General features: G+C 44.7%; 15 protein-coding genes. All 15 read left to right on the top strand.

Going from position 1 to position 19660, the window contains the following annotated elements; all coding sequences use genetic code 11:
- The first annotated feature begins 1 nt into the window (after nucleotide 1).
- The 15 genes from AC58UW_RS01595 to AC58UW_RS01525 all read left to right on the top strand — a co-directional run bounded on the left by AC58UW_RS01595 (nucleotide 2) and on the right by AC58UW_RS01525 (nucleotide 19659).
- A complete protein-coding gene (locus AC58UW_RS01595; protein ID WP_497418971.1) occupies nucleotides 2–871 on the top strand; it encodes a carbohydrate ABC transporter permease in 870 nt (289 codons plus the stop codon).
- 71 nt (nucleotides 872–942) lie between these two features.
- Nucleotides 943–2529 carry an extracellular solute-binding protein gene (locus tag AC58UW_RS01590; RefSeq protein ID WP_497418970.1) on the top strand — a complete coding sequence of 529 codons (1587 nt, stop codon included), beginning with the start codon at nucleotides 943–945 and terminating at the stop codon, nucleotides 2527–2529.
- An 89-nt stretch (nucleotides 2530–2618) separates the two neighbouring features.
- Nucleotides 2619–4358, top strand: coding sequence for a sensor histidine kinase (locus AC58UW_RS01585; RefSeq protein ID WP_497418969.1), 1740 nt, complete (start codon nucleotides 2619–2621; stop codon nucleotides 4356–4358).
- Nucleotides 4359–4360: 2 nt separating this feature from the next.
- The gene (locus AC58UW_RS01580) at nucleotides 4361–5980 is read left to right on the top strand and encodes a response regulator transcription factor (protein ID WP_497418968.1); all 1620 of its coding nucleotides are present in this window, start codon (nucleotides 4361–4363) and stop codon (nucleotides 5978–5980) included.
- 100 nt (nucleotides 5981–6080) lie between these two features.
- Nucleotides 6081–8297, top strand: a complete 2217-nt coding sequence (locus AC58UW_RS01575) for an FAD-dependent oxidoreductase (RefSeq protein ID WP_497418967.1) — start codon at nucleotides 6081–6083, stop codon at nucleotides 8295–8297.
- A 17-nt stretch (nucleotides 8298–8314) separates the two neighbouring features.
- Nucleotides 8315–9523, top strand: a complete 1209-nt coding sequence (locus tag AC58UW_RS01570; RefSeq protein ID WP_497418966.1) for an SGNH/GDSL hydrolase family protein — start codon at nucleotides 8315–8317, stop codon at nucleotides 9521–9523.
- 13 nt (nucleotides 9524–9536) lie between these two features.
- A complete protein-coding gene (locus AC58UW_RS01565; protein WP_497418965.1) occupies nucleotides 9537–9731 on the top strand; it encodes a hypothetical protein in 195 nt (64 codons plus the stop codon).
- A gap of 25 nt (nucleotides 9732–9756) precedes the next feature.
- The gene (locus AC58UW_RS01560; RefSeq protein ID WP_497418964.1) at nucleotides 9757–10002 is read left to right on the top strand and encodes a hypothetical protein; all 246 of its coding nucleotides are present in this window, start codon (nucleotides 9757–9759) and stop codon (nucleotides 10000–10002) included.
- A 313-nt stretch (nucleotides 10003–10315) separates the two neighbouring features.
- Entirely contained in the window at nucleotides 10316–11725 is a 1410-nt protein-coding gene (locus tag AC58UW_RS01555) for a sulfatase family protein (protein WP_497418963.1), read from the top strand.
- Between the two features lie 99 nt (nucleotides 11726–11824).
- Nucleotides 11825–14059: a helix-turn-helix domain-containing protein gene (locus AC58UW_RS01550; RefSeq protein ID WP_497418962.1), complete on the top strand. Its 2235-nt coding sequence runs from the start codon at nucleotides 11825–11827 to the stop codon at nucleotides 14057–14059.
- Nucleotides 14060–14216: 157 nt separating this feature from the next.
- Complete coding sequence (locus tag AC58UW_RS01545; RefSeq protein WP_497418961.1) at nucleotides 14217–15188, top strand: ABC transporter permease; 972 nt, start codon at nucleotides 14217–14219, stop codon at nucleotides 15186–15188.
- 1 nt (nucleotide 15189) lies between these two features.
- Nucleotides 15190–16089: a carbohydrate ABC transporter permease gene (locus AC58UW_RS01540; protein ID WP_497418960.1), complete on the top strand. Its 900-nt coding sequence runs from the start codon at nucleotides 15190–15192 to the stop codon at nucleotides 16087–16089.
- A 59-nt stretch (nucleotides 16090–16148) separates the two neighbouring features.
- Complete coding sequence (locus AC58UW_RS01535) at nucleotides 16149–17816, top strand: extracellular solute-binding protein (RefSeq protein WP_497418959.1); 1668 nt, start codon at nucleotides 16149–16151, stop codon at nucleotides 17814–17816.
- Between the two features lie 17 nt (nucleotides 17817–17833).
- On the top strand, nucleotides 17834–18664 hold the full coding sequence (locus AC58UW_RS01530) for a ThuA domain-containing protein (RefSeq protein WP_497418958.1): 831 nt from the start codon (nucleotides 17834–17836) through the stop codon (nucleotides 18662–18664).
- Nucleotides 18665–18666: 2 nt separating this feature from the next.
- On the top strand, nucleotides 18667–19659 hold the full coding sequence (locus tag AC58UW_RS01525; RefSeq protein ID WP_497418957.1) for a zinc-dependent alcohol dehydrogenase: 993 nt from the start codon (nucleotides 18667–18669) through the stop codon (nucleotides 19657–19659).
- Nucleotide 19660 lies beyond the last annotated feature (1 nt).

Raw genomic sequence — 19660 nt, 5'->3', positions numbered from 1 at the left:
AATGATTAACATGACAATTGGGGAAAAAGTATGGCAAGCAGCCGTATATATGATTCTTATTGTACTATCCCTGCTTTGCTTACTCCCTTTTTTATATGTGGTTGCTGTTTCAGTGACGCCAGAATCGGAAGTGTTAAGAAGAGGAATTGTGATTATACCTGAATCCTTTACCTTTCTAGCCTACAAAGAAGTATTTTTTTCTCATGGTATAGGGCAGGCGTATAAAATCACGTTGTTTCGAACGATTGTAGGTACTGCGCTTAATGTGTTTTTTACGATCATAGCGGCTTATCCGTTATCCAAAAAATATTTGCCAGGACGCAGCATATTTTTAATATTCATTGTGTTTACCATGATGTTTGGTGGAGGGTTAATTCCAACGTATTTGTTAATCCGCTCTCTGGGATTGCTAAACAGTCCGTGGGTATTAATTATTCCACATCTCATTAGTGCATTTAATCTGGTGATCATTAAAGGCTTTTTCGAGCAATTGCCTGCCGAAATCGAGGAATCAGCGAGGGTCGATGGCGCAAGTGAACTTCAGTCGCTATGGAGAATCATTTTACCCCTGTCCTTGCCCGTCCTTGCCACGATTTCCCTCTTTTATGCCGTGGGGCATTGGAACAGTTATTTCGATGCGATTGTTTACTTGAATGATTCAAACTTAATGCCGCTTCAAGTTGTCTTGCGCAACATTCTGCTTAACGTCGCAACACAAAGTGCGGACTCGATGGCCAATTCCGGAACGATTAGCAAGTTCGCCGTGCAAATGGCTGCTGTTGTCGTGACTACGGTTCCGATCTTGATCGTTTATCCATTTATGCAAAAGCATTTTACGAAGGGTGTACTCATGGGATCGATTAAAGGTTAAAAAGCAATTCCTACCTAGGTTGTTACGGGGAAGCCGTGATAATATAGATACAAGCAAAAGGAGAGGTCAATATGCTACGTAAAAAGGTTTCATTTACTGTTCTGGCTGCTACCATAGGGCTGGGAGCGCTATTGTCAGGATGTGCGGACAAAGAAGAAGTTAAGCCTGCAGCTTCAAGCGGCCCTCAATCCGAAGCTAACAAGTTCGCGACCAAAATGAAAATCACAATGTTTAACCAAGGTACTTTCAATGCTGCCGCTCCGATACCTCCACGTGATGAAGATGTTCAACGCCAAATGTTGGAGAAGGCAGTAAACATTGACTTGGATATGATGGTTCCCCAAGCTGGGCAAGCAACAACCAAACTGAATACGCTTATTGCGGGCGGGGATATTCCCGATTTGCTCTTCTTGAAGAGTCGAGCCGATCTCGCACAATATTATGATCAAGGTGTTCTTGCGGATCTGACGCCATACTTGGATCAATTTCCTGAATTGAAGAAGCGTTTTGGTAATGACTCCTGGGAGGCGACGTCCTATCTGGGAAAAACCATCGGAGTTCCGGGTTATGATAATGTAAACGGTATCAGTCGAAGCTACTTCATCCGCAACGATTGGTTAAAAAAGCTGAATATGAAAGTGCCGACAACCCCTGACGAGCTGTACGAAGTAATGAAAGCCTTTACGGAGAAAGACCCGGACGGAAACGGCAAAAACGATACGTACGGATTCATAGGCGGTATGAATAAAGAAGGCAACCTGCAAACCTACGGCTTCGATAGCTTGATGTGGATGTTTGGCGTTAATCCGCCTTCTGCCATTGAAGTGAAAGACAATAAACCAGTGTTCCTATTTATCGATCCCAAAATGAAAGAGGCGCTCGCTTACATCAATAAAATGATGACAGCGAAAGTTGTGGACCCAGACTGGGTGACGATGAATACGCCAGATTTGTTGGACCAAAAGTTATTTAAAGGTAAAGTTGGCTTCATGATCAGAGACGCCCGCAGGCTGGAACCGGATTATCAGCAGAAAATGAAAGAAATCGGTGGAGAGATACCGGAATGGATCGTCATTCCTCCAATGAAGGGGCCATACGGCGATCAAATCGTGGAGAGAAAATCATTCCAAGGCAATTCATGGGCGATTTCCAAGAAAGCCGACAAAGATAAAATCATTCGAATCTTGTCAATGCTGGAATATCTCTTTACGGACAAAGAGGCCTATCCCAACTTTGCATACGGAATTAAAGGGATTCATTGGGATGTGGTAGACGGCAAGATCAAAAATAAAACCTCTGAATTATCCAAGGAAATGAAAGAAAAGTACTTATGGGTCGATCATTATAGAATGCCGCGCCGTGGCGAGGATGCCGAGTACTTCAGCTTCCAGAACCCGAAGACAGCAGAAGCGTTCACGAACAATCAGCAATATGTGGGTCTTACTTTGCCCGGAAATTTGTTGACGGCAGACCCGAGCGATACCTTGGCAGCGGACCGCACACGTTTCATTAATGAAAGCTTAGTCAAGTTTATGTCTGGCAAAGACCCTCTTACGAACTGGGACAATTTCCTCAAAACATTGGATACGAAGTTTGACATGCAGAAATATAAGGATACGGCAGTTAAGCAATTTAAAGAAGCTGGCCTAATCAAGTAAATAAACGAAGAGAGTGGCGATAAATAGCCCCTCTCTTTGTTGTCCTATGCTATGCTTAGTTGAATACAGATGTAAAAGGAAGATGACCGATGCGAAGAAGAATTAGCTTGCCTTTAAAACTATTTTTGATTGTGTTTGCGTTTGTATTAAGCTGCATCATCTTGATAAGCCAATTGTCCTATCGCTATGTTCAAAAGGAGATAAGAACCAACGATATTTATTACACAAACCAAATCTTGGACAAAGTTGACCAGTATTTGACTGTTAATTTTTCCTCCTTCCAGACGATCTTGTTTTCGGTCGAAACATCAGTGAAAGCAAACATTGACAATACAGAAGTAATCAAAAAGCAATTAAGAGAGTTATATGAACTCAACAGTAATTACGTCAGCAACATATACTTGATTAAAAGTGATTTATCCATTCTAGGCGGAAGCACGCCTACGCGAATTTTCGATGAACCTTTATCCGACAGAAAACCTTTATTTGATGCGGCCGACAAGAATAGAAGGACTACGTTTGTAAGTGATCCTTATCAATCGAAATATTCCGGCTGGACCGTTACGATGGTGCGATATCTGAACGGCTCTCCGTTTCCTATGGCTATAGCAGTAGATTTGGATCTAAATGCCATTGAAGAAACCTTGTTCAAGATTAATAAGAAAGAACAAATGAATCTGGCTCTTATCACCGCATCGGGTAAAATCATTGCCGGATTTTCGGAAAATAGAGGACCCCTGAATATTCAAGATCATACTTTTTCAATCGGGGAAACGTCGGCGGAACAAATTCTTGATACGACAGGAACAAGTCTTCACCTGCATACTAAAGAGGGTTTACCGGTCTACATTCTGAAGAAACCGACGGAGAAATTCAATTGGTCCATCATTTCGATCAACGATGAATCTCGTTTGGAAGCTGCGTTGTCCAGATTGGAAACTTACTATATCGGGCTTCTAGTTGCAGGTCTTCTCTTAAGTTTGTTCATTTCCTTTTTTATTGCCAAATATATAAGGAATCCGCTCTATGCGCTCAAAACAAAAATGAAGCGGGTAGAGCAAGGCGATCTGACCACGACAGTTACCATTAAGCGAAACGATGAATTCGGCGACCTTTCCCGCGCATTCGACCGTATGCTGCAGCAAATTGTGGAACTGATTCGTAGAGGAGAACAGCATAATGAACTCGAGCGGAAGCTGGAAATCCAAGTGCTGCAATCTCAAATAAACCCTCATTTTCTATATAACACACTTGGAGCTATTAGCAATGTCATACGCCTCGGTCAAATAGAGAAAGTAGATGTGGTAATCGGGTCTCTCATTTCATCATTGGAATATGGGATCGCCGACGCTTCTGAGAAGGTTTCACTACGTCAGGAGTTGCAAAATGTTTCGGACTATATTGCGATTCAGAACATCCGATATAACAGGCACTTCGACTTGATTGAGCATATCGAAGAGGGGTTAATGGATTTTCCGGTTTTTCGAATGCTGCTGCAGCCCATTGTGGAGAATAGTATTTTTCATGGCTATAACGGAGGGGGAATCGAAGGTTCGATTACGATTCATGCCTACAGGGAGGGCGGCATCGTCATAATAGAAGTCATAGATCAAGGCGAGGGAATTCCAACGGATAAAATAAAGCATATTTTAACGGCGGAACCGAGTGATCTGGAAGTAAAAAGAAAAAGAATCGGGTTAAATAATATTCATGGTCGAATAAGACTTCACTGTGGGGAGCAGTACGGGCTCCAAATCATAAGCGTACCGAAGGAAATAACCCGTGTCCGCGCCATATTCCCGGCAGGTTTGTTTAGAGGAGATGTATGAGGGTGAGAGAGTACACTTGCTTCATTGTTGACGACGAAGATCTAATTATTCAACGATTGGAATTATTTTTTAGCGAGCTCTCCCATAAGGAAAGGCGATTCCAGTTAGTGGGAAAAGCGAATAATGGGCAGAAGGGGATAGAGGAGATATTAAAACGAAAGCCAGATATCGTCATTTCCGATATCGTTATGCCGAGAATGGATGGGATATCCATGATTGAGCAGTTGAAGCCGGAGCTGCCTCATACCCAATACATTCTTTTGACTGCCTATTCGTCATTTGAATATGCACAGCGAGCTATTCATGCCAACGTATTGGAGTACATCGTTAAGGTTCCATTAAATGAAGCAGATTTGGATCGAACTTTGAATAAGGCAGCTGGAATTTTGGATGAGGTTAAGAAAAAAGAAGAGGAATTCCAATCTTTAAACGTAACCGTTCTTGAAAATAAATATAGAGTTCGCAAACAATTGTTTAACGAACTGATCAGAGGCGAATTACCTTCGCATCGGGCATCGAATCTTGTGGGTAGCATGCAGTTTCATTTCTTTCAAGCTAACTATTGCTGCTTTATTGTTGAAATGAATCAGTATGAAAATTTTCGAAATGAATATTCAGCGGTTGATCAAAACATCTTGAAATATGCGATTACGAATGTCATCGAAGAAACGGTGTTGAATTGTGGCAGTGGTGTAGCAACGGATCTATCCAATAATCGGTTTATTGGCTTTCTTTCCTGGGAACATAATCGCAGTGACATGGATACGGAATATGCTTGCCAGGCATTGGGGAGTCAGATCGTCTCTCACCTGTATAAGTACTTGAATCAAAGGGTTTCCGTAGCTTTTGGCGGTCCGCATCGAGGCTGGGAATCCATCAAACAAGCTTACACGGAAGCTCACAATGTGAGTGAGGATTTCTATTATCATGCAGAGAAAGTAGTCAAAACACCAGCGCATCGGTTCCATTATCGGAATGACAAAAGAGATGACTTTCAGCAGAAACTGGCTGATTTTCTTGTATGGGTGCAAAGACAAGTTGCCAAAGAAGAGCTGGAGAAAGAATTTGATGATTTAAATCAATTTGTTACAGATCATAAAATCCATAAGTCCATCATGGCACCTATGCTTCGAGACTTCTACAGAGATATTACTGTGAAATTTAAATCGGGGAATACGCCATCCACGGAAGTAGCGGAGTTTCCCATCGAATTTATGGCATTTCGGGAGCAACTAGCCTATATTAGCGACTTTACATTCGAATATGTACACGCTGGCCAACTAGTACATCGTGCAGAAATCATGGGAGCCATGCGGTTTATAGAGAAAAATTTGAAACAACGTTTAACCCTGGAGGCTATTGCAGAGGATGTGAATTTAGCGCCATCGTATTTTAGCAGCCTATTTAAAAAAACAATGAACGAAGGGGTTATCAGCTACATCAATCGAAAAAAAATACAGTTGGCTCTCGAACTGTTAAATGTTCAGGATTATTCTTTATTGGAATTGTGCGAGGAAGTAGGCATTGTCAATGAAGGGTATTTTTGCAAACTATTTAAAGAATATACGGGGGATACACCTAAGCAATATCGGATAAAAATGACAAGATATGAAACCAAATAAGTTTGCAAAAAAATGTATGAATTTTTCTCGAAATCATGTAAAAAAAAGGGGGTTAAAAGGACTACCATGATAGATGTAAATTATCATGGAGGTTATCAAAATGGAGCTTATTAAAGCGGATGTAACCGTCGTAGGCGGAGGTATTGCTGGACTATGTGCCGCCATTGCTGCCGCTCGTCAAGGGTTGCAAGTGTCACTTATTAATGATCGGCCGGTTCTTGGGGGAAATGCCAGCAGCGAGGTTAGGGTCCATATTAACGGGGCGGCCTATCTCGGCAAAAGTCCATCCTATTATGCGCGTGAGGGCGGGTTGGTGGAAGAGCTCAAATTGAAGATTTTTCACTATAATCCGTTGTATAACAAAAAGCTTATGCTTTCGCTTTCGGATACGGTCTTGTTGGATATGGTCTATGATGAACCTAACATTTCTCTATTTCTGAATACATGCGTGCATGAAACGGGAATGGAGAACGGTAGAATCAAATGGGTGGAGGGCCTTCAATTAGCTTCCGAAAGGAAATTCCGTTTTGAAAGCAGAACCTACATCGATTGCTCCGGAGACGGGATTGTCGGATATCAGGCAGGTGCTCTCTTCCGATGGGGAAGAGAAGCGAGGCATGAATACGGGGAAAACTTAGCCCCTGAAGTGGCGGACCACTACACCATGGGAGACACGATCCTTTTTCAAGCTCGTGATGTAGAGTATCACGTTCCATACAAGAGGCCTGGCTTTGCGTATGATATTACGAAGTTGCCCTTTTTCGATAGTATTAGAAAGGGTTTAAATCATCGGGCTTTTCCTAGAAAAATCAACGGGCTTGGCGGATTGTGGTGGCTGGAATACGGCGGGCATATGGATGTAATCACAAACAATGAAGACATCGCATTAGAGCTGCGGAAATTGGTTTACGGGATTTGGGATTATATCAAAAACAGCGGCGAATTTGATGATGTGGACAATCTCATCTTGGATTATGTATGCCCGATTCCGGGAAAGCGGGAATCGAGGCGCTTTATAGGGAATCACATGTTGTCTCAAAACGATCTTACAGCAAAGCCGTATTTCGAAGATGCTGTATCCGTCGGGGGATGGTATATGGATTTACATGCTGCTAAGGGCATCTACGATGAGGGACCGGCTACAGCATGGAATTTCGTTCCTGGCTTGTACAATATTCCGTTCCGTAGTTTATTTTCCCGAAATATACCTAATCTCATGTTCGCTGGTCGCAATATAAGTGCTACCCATGTTGCTTTCGGGTCTACGAGGGTAATGGCAACCTGCGGTTGTATGGGGCAGGCGGTTGGAACGGCCGCTTCGTTATGCCTGAAATATGAGGTAGACCCCGCAGACATCGCCCGAGCTCATATGGGAGAGCTGCAGGCGATGCTGCTTCGGGACGGGCAAACGATTGTAGGGCTTAAAGAGGAATTAGATCCTTACTTCGCTGAAGGATTACATATTCGTGCCTCGTCTCAGCGCAGCTATGACAATCTTCATCCAACCGAAGCGATTTCCTTGGAGCAAGGGGTATGTTTGGTCTTGCCCATTCAGACATCTGTTGCGGAGAGCGTACGGATCAAAATTAAAAATAGTTCCGAGCATTCGGAAATGCTGCATGTGAAGCTGTTTGGCGGGGAACGGAAGGAAAACTACATTCCCACCAGCCGAATGAAGGACTACCGCTTGGCCATTACAGCTGGTCATGACGACTGGATTACGCTGGACTTGGGCTGCACGAAGCCAGCGGACGACAAAATATACATCGTACTTGAAGGTACGGAGAGCCTTGCCGTATACAGCAATGAAGAAAAATTGACTGGAGCGGTCAGCTTCTATTATAGGCCAGAAGAGCCGTCCAGACTGAAGAAATTCAATAAGAGCATTTGCTTTAAAGACCTACAGCCATCCCAGAATATGTATAACCCCGAGAATGTCGTCAACGGCTACTCTAGACCTTATGGTCTGCCGAACGGCTGGATTTCGGAGCGTACAGAGGGACAGGAATGGTTGGAGTTCTGTTTCGCTAACCCCAAAAATCTGGATGAAATCCATCTTGTTTTCAATTCACAGCTGGATTTGGAGCATTTCGACGATCCGATCGAATCCCTTATCCAAGATTATGATGTGATCTTAACCTTTGAAGACGGAACCGAGAGGGAAATCAGTATCCGTGAAAATTATCTCACGTTGAATAGGCATATCGTGGATGCGAAATGTGTAACCCGAATCCTGATTCATTTCTATGCAACCTATGGTTCGCCTTATCATGAAGTGTTTGCTGTAAAATTGTTTGCTCCTAAAAACGAAAAGTGAGGTCAGGTGAAGTCGCGATGCAGGAATTATTCCCTCGAAGAGGGTTACCTAATGTCATTCAGAAGTTGGAAAATGGGGAAACCGTGACAATGGTCTATTTTGGCGGCAGTAATACGCGCTCTGAAGGATACAGGGTTATGACGGCGGATTGGCTTCGGGGACAATATCCCAAGGCGGATATCCGCTGTGTGAATGCAGGCATAGACGGTACGGGATCGGATTTGGGCTGCGCCCGTTTGGAGACGGATGTATTGCGCCATCAGCCTGATCTAGTGTTTGTTGAATTTGTCGGTAATGATGGCGGCGTTCCCGAGTCGAAGGCGCGGATCGAAGGCATTGTCCGTCAAATCCGCAAGCGGAGCCGGTATATTGATATCCTGTTCGTTTATACGCTGAAAGAGCGGGATGTAGTAGGATTCCAGTCTGGGGAATACCAGAAGGGAGCTCTTATGCAGGAGGATGTGGGCGACTATTACGGTATTCCTTCGATTCATCTGGGTGTAGCGGTCAGTCATTTGGTGACGGAGGGCAAGCTCGTTTTCACTTTAAGATCAGGAGAGTCCATTCCTGGGACCGTTGTTTTTACGCATGATTCGATCCATCCGATAATTCCTGAAGGACACCAGATTTATACGGATACGATCACTCGGTCATTTGAGCGGATTCGTGACCTTCAGGTTAGTTCGGGAAGTGTTGAACATAACCTGCCTCAGATCCCTCTGGTCCCGTCCAATCCTTGGGAGTACGCAACAATGCTGCAACTGGATGGCCATGCCCATTTATCGGCAGGATGGTCTTACGTGACTCCCGATGATTTTGCGCTGGCCCGCAAGTACGATTGGTTGTTCCCCGGCCTATGGCGGGCTGTCGTTCCGGGAGAGGCTATCACGGTGGAGTTTCAAGGCACCCACATCGGGTTGTTCGATATCGGGGGACCTGATTCCGGCAGGTTGAAGGTGACGGTGGATGGCGGGGAGCCGTTCCTAGTCGACCGATTCACGCCGTACAACGATCATAATCGGAATCAATATGTATTTTTGCCGGAGCTTCCGAATGGGAACCATACGGTTCGTTTCGAAATCGATAACGAGAAGACAGACAAAGCGGCAGTGTTTGAGGCATCCGGCAATGAACGAAGTAAAGAGCATGTTCAGCAACATCCGGATTGGTACAATCAAACAGTGATTCAGCTTGGGAAATTGTTGTTGGTTCAGCCGCCAGTATAACTGATGTGTCCCCTTGAAAGACCTTGGATTGCTGACCCCTCAAAGCCTTGATGGAGCAACAGCTCACATTGAGGTATGGGCCACCGTAACGATGGACGGAGTGACCTTAACAACACTGCCTTTGACCATAGCGATCAGAGATCTGACGGTTATCGTCAACAGCACGAATACGACCGGGTTATACACGACGGAAGGGTCTTGGAGATAAAGTAATTTAGCCGGCTACAAAATTGGTGTTAAGTCTCGTTATTCTACGGTTCAAGGATCATCGGCGACTTGGAAGGCTCAGTTTCCAGACAGTCGGTTCGTCGGGTTGGGTTAATCTTGGAACGTTCGACTTTACAGGAGACGGCAGCGAGTGTTTTCAAGAAATTTCTATTGAATTGTTTCCCTTGGCCACAAAAGGAGACGAGGTTATTAAATTTAAAGCAGATATTGGGAAGCTCATTGATAATTATTTTAAAAATCAAAAAGGATAAAGGACTATTACTCCTAATAAAACTACTGAAAAAATAATCTTCTCAGAGCTTATGGTTAACTGTCGCTTATTTAGCGACAGTTTTTTTCGTTGTCATTTAGAGTCGAGTGTCTACCAACACCTTCATCAAGTTTCGGGCGAAGTTAAAGTTTACCTTGGAAAAATGTTATTTCCAGACGTTAGAGGATCCTAAGCGCTCATTCAGGATTATTGTATAGAGGAGAAAAGATGTAAATTGCAAGTAGGATAGGTGTAAGTTATAGTAGCCTCATTGTATTTGAAGGAAACTTCCAACAATGGAGGAGACGTATTGTATGGAAAATCGCCCCAACATACTTTATATCATGAGTGACGATCATGCAGCCCATGCGATGAGCTGTTACGGGAGCAAGATCAACCAAACGCCTAATCTGGATAGGATTGCGAACGAGGGAATGCGCTTTGAGAACTGTTTCTGCACCAATGCACTTTGTACGCCAAGCCGGGCTTCGATTCTAACGGGTACATACAATCATATCAATGGTGTCAGGACCCTCGACTCACAGCTGGACGGGAGAGGGATCACCTTTCCGAAGCTGCTGCAGCAAGCAGGTTATCAGACCGCCATAATTGGCAAATGGCATCTGGGACACGGAGGGTTCAACGATCCAACCGGCTTTGATTATTGGAATATACTTCCTGGACAAGGGGCCTATCATGATCCCGAATTTATAGAAATGGGAGAAGAGAAGACCGTGCCCGGTTATGTGACTGACTTAATTACGGATTATTCCTTGCAATGGCTGGAACAGAGGGATAAAAATAAACCTTTCCTGCTGATGTGTCATCATAAAGCGCCGCACGATAAGTTCGAATACCATCCGAAGCATGCACATTTGTACGAAAATATTGACATTCCGGAGCCGGAAACTTTCTTGGACGACTATGCCAACCGATCCGATGCAGCCAAAGAGGCTACCTGCAAAATATCCGATATGGACAGACATTTAACGGAGACTGCACCCGAACATCTTACAGGCGAAGCACGGAAAAAATGGAACTATCAGAAATTCATTAAAAACTATTTACGCTGCATCGCTTCAATTGATGAAAATGTCGGGCGGCTATTGGATTATTTGGACGAGCAGGAATTAACGGATAATACGATAGTCGTCTACACATCCGATCAAGGATTTTTCCTCGGCGATCATGGCTGGTACGATAAAAGGTTTATGTACGAAGAATCGCTGAGGATGCCATTCATTATGCGTTACCCGCAGGAGATTAAACGTTTTGCGTCGAATTCATCGATAGTTCTTAATGTAGACTTTGCACCTACGCTGCTGGACTGCGCTGGCGTGGAAATTCCGACGGACATGCAAGGAAGAAGCTTCCGAACGATGTTTAAAGAGCAAGTCCCTCCTGATTGGCGGCAATCAATGTATTACCGTTATTGGATGCATTTGGCTCATTTTCATATTAAAGCGCACTATGGCATGCGAACCGACCGATACAAGTTGATTTATTATTATGCAGAAGCGCTTGGGGTGGAAGGTGCGATCGATGAGACGAAACCGACGGAATGGGAATTGTTCGATCTAGAGCGTGATCCTTACGAGCTGCTTAACGTATATGATCATCCGTATTACCGTGATAGGGTAAGAGAACTTAAAGAGGAGCTTATCAGGCTCCGGCACGAAGTGAAAGACGATAGTTGTGATTTTCGCATGGAACTAAAGCCTTAACCTGAAAGGGTTAGGCTTTTTTCATTGTATTGTCAGCAAGTAGACGAACTGATAAAATGATAGCGTTACCATAAAACTCGTATAGAAAGGAAGATGTTGATGAAGAAAACATGGTATTACCGCTTGCTTTTTTCTTACATGCCGGTTTTCCTTTTGATCATTTCCTTTTTGTTTTTTATTTTTTTTCAAATTTTAAGCGAGCGGGCGCAGCAGGATGCGGCCAGTGTTTACACAAGCATTAATAACCAGTCGCTTCAGACAGTGGAGCAGACGCTGCAATCGATTGATCATTTAATGGTGACCAAACAGACAAGAAATAATAACCCATCCGATTTCAATATGTTAGACTTTTTCAATCAGAGGGCCCAACCTTCAACCTATTTTACCTACCAAGTCACTCAAGAATTCAATAATATGAAGCAGTTGAATCAATTTATACATTCCCTTTATCTCGTACGAGATAGTGATGGATATGTGCTCAGCTCCAATACGGTAGCTCCTTTGCAAGATTTTGCCGATCGGGAATATATTAAAGGACTGATGAAGGATACTTATTCTTATCATTGGACAGATAGGCGGCTGTTCAAGGAGTTTGGAACGTCCAGAATGGAAGCAGTAGTCTCATTAGCGCGCAAGTATGTAACAAGCTCGGGAGAAAGCGGCCTCATGGTAGTAAATGTGTCAATCAATGCCTTGCATCAGCTGATCTCAAAAAGTTTGGATCAATCGGTCAGTTTTGTTATGGTTACCGGCTCAGAAGGGATAAAAATGTTTCCGGAGAGCGAAGATAATGACGATACCCGAAAGGTTATGTCTACGATTGTATCCGAATATACGGGATGGACGTATCAAAGCGGCTTGGTTAATGGGAATCGCTTTTCTATTCTCCAAGTGTTCTCAGGAATTTGGTTTGTTTTTGCCGCAGTTGTCGTGTTGATTGGGTTATTATCCATTCTTTATATGACGAACCGGAACTATAAGCCGCTGCGGGCGCTTATTTCCAAATTGGATGAGATGTCGCAAGCTGGCGCGACCCAAAGCGGAAATAACGATAATGAATTTCATTATATCGAGACAACGTTCCATTCGCTCGTTGAACGATTCAATGTGTTTAAGACCCAGTCGGATCAAAATATTAATTATCGTAAAAAATCCATTTTCCTCGAGGTTATGAACGGTTCCAGATCGTTAGCGAACGAGGAGTGGGTTGACGAGCTGGAGAGGCACGGGTTCAAAGGCGGGTTCAAAAAAGCGGCAGTCTTAGTTGCTTCTATCGATAAATATTCTGAAATCCGCAGCCGGTTCACGGACCATGATCTTATTTTATACCGCTTCATCATTCAGAACATGTATACCGAGCTTGTTCAGAAATCGTCGCTTCGCAGCTGGACCGAGTGGATTAACGATAAGGAAATGTGCGTTTTCATTTTTACGCAGGAGGATATTCCTAACGAATTATTCGATAACATCAAGCCATTCACGGAGCATGCGCTTTCCTGGGTTCGTAACAACCTGCCTTTTACAGTAACTTTTGGCATAGGTCAGGTAACGGAGACAGTGCCTCAGCTCAAAAACTCCTATAAGTCAGCCATCGAAGCGATTAATTACAGGTTCGTGCTTGGCAATGACCGTGTAATCGGGTACTGGGAGACTTCCAAAGAATACGAGGTTGAGCTGTATTACCATCTTGAACGGGTTCGCAGTATGGTGTATTCAATTCGGATGTTGGAGCCGGATTGGCGGACCAAATATAACCGAATTTTTGCGGAAATCATTGCGGACCGGCTGAAGCGTGACGATATTGTCAATTTGCTTCATTACTTATCTTTCCATTTGTTTGATCATATTCAAGGTCTTGTTAGGAACGATGAGATCGTGCGTACGAATAAAGCGATTATGAAGGATGTTATCGAACAATTCGAAACGCTTGAGGATGTACAGGATCAGCTGCTTGAAATTATGGAGAAGTTGGAATATGTTATGTCGGAGAAAGCCAGTAATGGTAGTGAACAGGTCATGGCACTTGAAATGAAGCAGTATATCGCCGAACACCTCTCAAATCATGATTTGTCGCTTGTTCATCTTAGCGAGCAATTCGGCATTCCTTCAAAAAATGTCAGCTCGTTGTTCAAAGAGCAATTCGATATTAAGTTTATTGATTATCTCATCAACCGTAGAGTCGAGTTTGCGAAGCAGCTCCTGACAGAGACGGAGTTTAGCATACAAGAGGTCGGCTATCGGGTAGGTTATTTGAATCCTGTATCGTTTAACCGCGTTTTCAAGCGATTAGTAGGCTTGACTCCAGGCGATTACCGGAAAGAGCGGCAATGTTAATAGCAGAAAATTGTTAATCATTACGTCGGATCGGGTCATTATGGCCTGATCCGATTTTTGTTTACCGCCAGAAACATGTAAATTGCAGGGCTGTTCTTGGATGGGGTATAGTTGCCTCATCAACAACAATTGCCTTATGGAAGGAGAAGGGTTCAAAATGGCGGAAACAGCCAAAATGTCATCTGTGTCAAAAGTAAAGAGCAGATCTTCAAGCAGCACGCTCTTGGGCGGATCACTCAAAAAGATGCGGCGGCATTGGCAGCTTTATCTTTTAGTTTCACTGCCGGTTGCCTATTTCATTCTTTTTAAGTATGTGCCCATCCTTGGCGTACAGATTGCCTTTAAGGATCTGAATCCGATCAAAGGCATATGGGGCAGCCCATGGGTAGGGTTCAAGCATTTTCAATCATTTTTCGAACACCCGAATTTCTGGTTGCTTATTAAGAACACCTTATATTTAAGCTTGTATTCGTTAGCTGTAGGTTTCCCTGCACCTATTTTACTTGCGCTCATGCTGAATGAGTTGAAGAATGGATTGTTTAAACGTTCTGTACAAATGATTACTTATGCGCCCTATTTCATCTCTACAGTCGTTATGGTCTCGATGATTATTTTGTTTCTGTCGCCTAGAATTGGCGTTATCGATCATATCCGGACATCGCTTGGCTTGACTTCGATTAACTTTATGGGCAAGCCTTCCTTATTCTCGACCATCTTCGTTCTCTCCGATGTATGGCAGTTCATGGGGTACAGCGCAATTATCTATATTGCAGCCCTTGCCGGCGTGAATCCGCATTTGTACGAAGCATCCAAAATAGACGGGGCGACCCGAATGCAGAAAATCATTCACATCGATATTCCCAGCATTATGCCGGTTATGGTGCTGCTGCTCATTTTGAACATGGGTCATCTGCTCAGCATCGGGTTTGAGAAGGTGTATTTGCTGCAGAATCCGCTAAACATTGGAACCTCGGAAATTATTTCGACCTATGTGTACAAAGTCGGCCTCGTCCAAGCGAATTACAGCTTTTCATCGGCAGTCGGCCTGTTCAATTCTTTCATCAATTTAATACTGCTACTGTTTGCAAATTACGGGGCAAGACGAATTACAGGATCGGGGTTGTTCTGACATGGAGAAAACAGTCAAAATCAAGGAACCGCTTGCGGATAAAATTTTACTCGTAATCATTCATGTCGTTCTGTTCCTCATCCTTGTTATTGTACTGTACCCTCTTATTTACATCATCAGTTCTTCGATCAGCTCTCCGCAGGCTGTGGTAGCAGGAAGAGTTTGGTTATTTCCGGTGGAGCTATCTTTGAAAGGGTATACGGCAGTTTTAAATAATCCGCGTATTTGGTCAGGTTATTACAACTCTCTCCTTTATACGGGAATAGGGACACTAATCAGTGTATCACTAACGATTGCGCTCGCCTATCCGTTGTCCAAACGAACCTTTCATGGCAGAAAGCTCCTTATGTACATGATTATGATCACAATGATTTTCAGCGGTGGGTTGATTCCTTACTATTTGACCGTAAAGGATTTAGGACTGATCGATACGCGTTGGGCTCTGCTTCTTCCGCAAGCGATAGCCGTATGGCAGGTTTTTATTGCGAAGACATTCTTTGAAGAAACGATTCCGGAAGAATTGAATGAGGCTGCTCAACTTGACGGCTGCAGTGACTTCAAATTTTTAAGCGCAATTGCGTTGCCGTTATCGAAGCCGATCATTGCCGTGCTTGTACTTATGTATGCGATTGCAAACTGGAACGCGTATTTTGATGCACTCATCTTTCTGCGAAAGCCTGACTTGTTTCCGCTGCAGCTCATATTAAGGGAAATTTTAATCCAAAATTCGGTTGATAATACAATGATGGTTGATGTGCGAACAATGGAAGCCAGACAAGGGATGAAAGATTTATTGAAATTTTCGCTGATCGTCGTCTCTAGTTTGCCGGTACTTCTCATATATCCATTCGTTCAACAATACTTCGTGAAGGGGGTTATGATCGGTTCATTGAAAGGATAAAGGAAAAAGGTTGCGTAAAGTAGAACTGTATGTGCAATCATTATTCAGGAGGGTGTCAAATGGGGAATTTATGGAAAGCAGTTGCCTGTACAGCTCTAACGGCCGTATTGCTGCTCAGCGCTTGTTCGAATGATGGCAGCGGAGGCAAGGGGCAGGAATCCAGCACAAGTCCTAGTGGCGGTGACGGGGCGCAAAAGGCATTAATGATAAGCGCGTTTATTAACCAGTCGCCTAACCTTACAACCTTAGACAATCCGTTTACGAAGCAAGTTGAACAGAAAACAAATGTGAAGCTGAATTTCGTCGTCGGACCGCCGAATGATAATAATGACAAGCGCAATGTTCTGATGGCAAGCGGCGATTATCCGGAAATTTTCCTGAGCGGCAACTTCGCGACTGCGGATCAAATGAAGTACGGTAAGCAGGGCATTTTCCTTCCATTGAACGATCTCATTGATCAGTACGCACCGAATATTAAACAAGTACTCAAGGATCGTCCGGATTTAAAGACGGCGGTAACGTCTTCCGACGGAAAAATCTACGCAATGCCGGAAGTAAATGAATGTTATCACTGCTGGTATTCCCAGAAGTTGTGGATTAACCAAGCGTGGCTAGATAAGCTTGGTCTGAAAATGCCGACGACCACTGAGGAATATGCGAGTGTGCTGCGTGCCTTTAAGACGAAGGATCCGAACGGCAACGGCAAAGCTGACGAAGTTCCGCTAAGCGGAGCATTGTATACGTGGCATGGCGACTTGACCGGCTTTCTCATGAACGCGTTTATTTATAACACAGGAGACGGACAGTCTTATTCTTATATCCGAGTTAAGGATGGCAAAATTCAGCTTTCGGCGAGCCAACCGGAATGGAGAGACGGTCTACGTTATATGAATTCGCTTTATAAAGAAGGATTGATCGATCCGCAAGCTTTTACGCAAAATCAAGAAGGCTTGCAGCAACTCGGCAATAAAGCAGGAGAAACTGTACTGGGATCATTTACGATCGGCCATGTACGAATGGCGGTTGGCGCCGCCGACCCTCGGAATAAGGACTATACGGCGGTTCCTCCGTTAAAAGGGCCGAATGGTGTGCAGTTATCGGGTTTTTACAAATCCGTAGGCAACCAGGGCCGATTCGTTATTACCAACAAAGCAAGCAAAGAAAAGCAGATTGCGGCCATCAAAATGCTAGATTATTTATGGACCGAAGAAGCAACAAGAGGCCAAGAGTTTGGTGTTGAAGGCCATATGTGGAAAAAGGCCGACGAAGGTCAGTTGAATGTCAACGGCAAACCTGCAAAATATCAAGTGGACGAGAAATATCGCACAGAGACGATTCATACCGACGGCTGGGATCAGGCCGGTCCGGATTTTCGACCTCGTGAGCGCTTTGAATCGCAAGCGGTTTCACAGGATATGTTTTCACCGGAAGGTTATGAGTTGCGATTGGTGAAGGAAACGCAGAAGTACGACGGGTTCCAACCGAAAGAGCAGGATTTCTTCCCGATCGACATTTTTATTAGCGCTGAGGAAGGCGAAGCAGCCGCTCAACTAAAGGCGACCATCGAAGATTACGTCAAATCAAATATGCTTCAGTTCATTACAGGAGATAAAAACATCGAGAGTGGCTGGGATACTTATATCAAAGGCTTTGACGGCTTAAAGCTGAATGATTACTTGAAAATTTTGCAAAATGCTTATGATGCCGATCGCAAAAAAGTAAAATAATCACATCAGAAACATGAATGGGAAAGACGGCCTGCGGCAGAGTGCTGCAGGCCGATTGTATAAGAAAGCAGAGGGTGGAGCAGATGAATGAAACGTTAAAAGGACGCCATCTTGTGTTTGTAATCGGAGAAGATGAATATGAGTCGGAAATCACGATGCCGCTTATCGCTCAAGAGGCTGAGCATAAGCATGGAGCTCAAGTGACTGTGTTATTCGCGCATCCGGGACCAGCTGAGCCTGCAAATATTCCAGGACTGGAGGCACTTCAAACAGCTGATCTCGCCGTGTTCTACCTGCGGTTTCGGCAGCTGCCCGAAGAGCAGTTTGGTTATATTCGAGCGTATTTGGAGGCGGGGAAGCCGGTGATCGGTTTGCGTACCAGCACGCACAGCTTCCAGTATCCGGAGGGGCATCGGCTGGCGCGCTGGAATGACGGCTTCGGCATCGATGTGCTTGGCGCGCCATGGATTCGGCATTTCGGGCATTCGTCTTCGACGGATGTGTCCATTGCCTGGGGGGCGAATGAGCATCCAATTCTAAGAGGCGTACCAACGCATTTCTCATGCCGTTCTTGGCTGTATCAGGTACTGCCGTATCCTCCGGAAGAAGCATTACTGCTGTTGAACGGACATACGGTAAACCCGGAGGATAACGGCTGGTCGTATACGGAAGATACGCCGAGGATACAACCAGTGGCGTGGACGCGTACACATTTCGGAGGCGGCCGTGTCTTGACGACGACGATGGGGCATCCCGAGGATTTCGAGCAGCCTGCTTTTAGAAGACTGCTGTTGAATGGCATCCACTGGGCAGTCGGAGCCGAACATTTGATATCGGAAGGAGAATGAGGATGAAAATTGCAGCGATTACAGGTGTAAGACAAGCGGAATTGGTAGACAGAGAGAAGCCGGTCCTCATGGAGGGCTGGGCGCTAGTTAAAGTGCATGCAGCGCCGATGTGCGCGGAATATAAAGGGTTTGTTCATGGACACACATCGGACTGCCTCGGGCATGAAGCGGCCGGTGAAGTGGTTGAAGTGGCGCCGGGCAGCAAGGTGAAGGTTGGCGACCGGGTCGTCGTCATGCCGCAGTATCCTTGCGGTGAGTGCGAGCTATGTATTGCAGGTGATTTCATCTATTGTGAGCACAATATGGATCATTACGAGCCTACGATGACCCAGTATATTTCCAAGCCTTCCTGGATGCTGGCACGAATACCTGACGGAATCACTTACGAGCAAGCGTCGCTTGCCTGCTGTGGGCTCGGCCCCTCTCATGGCGCCTTCCAGGCGATGGGAGTAGACGCTTTCACGACAATCCTCATCACCGGGCTTGGTCCTGTTGGACTCGGGGCAATAGTCAATGCGAAATTTCGCGGTGCGAAGGTCATTGCGGTTGAGATGAATCCGTATCGCGTCGAACTGGCGAACAAGATGGGAGTCGACAGTATTGTCGATCCGCGTGATCCCGATGCGGTACAGCAAATCAAAGCTTTAACCGGCGGCAAAGGGCCGGACTGCGGACTAGATTGCTCAGGCGTCGTCTCGGCTCATCGGCTTCAGATTGATGCGGTGAAGCGCAAAGGCAAGGTCGCTTTTGTTGGAGAGAGCTTTACGGAGACACCGATTAAAGTTAGTGATGATATGCTCCGTAAGGGCATTCATCTGATCGGATCGTGGCATTACAATATGAATGAATTTCCGCAATTAATGAAAGTGATCGAGCAATCGCCGTTAACCGGATTGCTGATCTCACATACGTTTCCAATGAGCCGCATTCAGGAAGCTTTCGAAGTGTCAGCCTCACAGCAAAGCGGAAAAATCATTTTGAAGCCATGGGAGTGAG

This window comes from Paenibacillus sp. J22R160 (assembly GCF_059692135.1).
The sequence above is the reverse complement of the archived record's forward strand: the minus strand, read 5'-3'. Positions and strand labels throughout refer to the sequence as shown.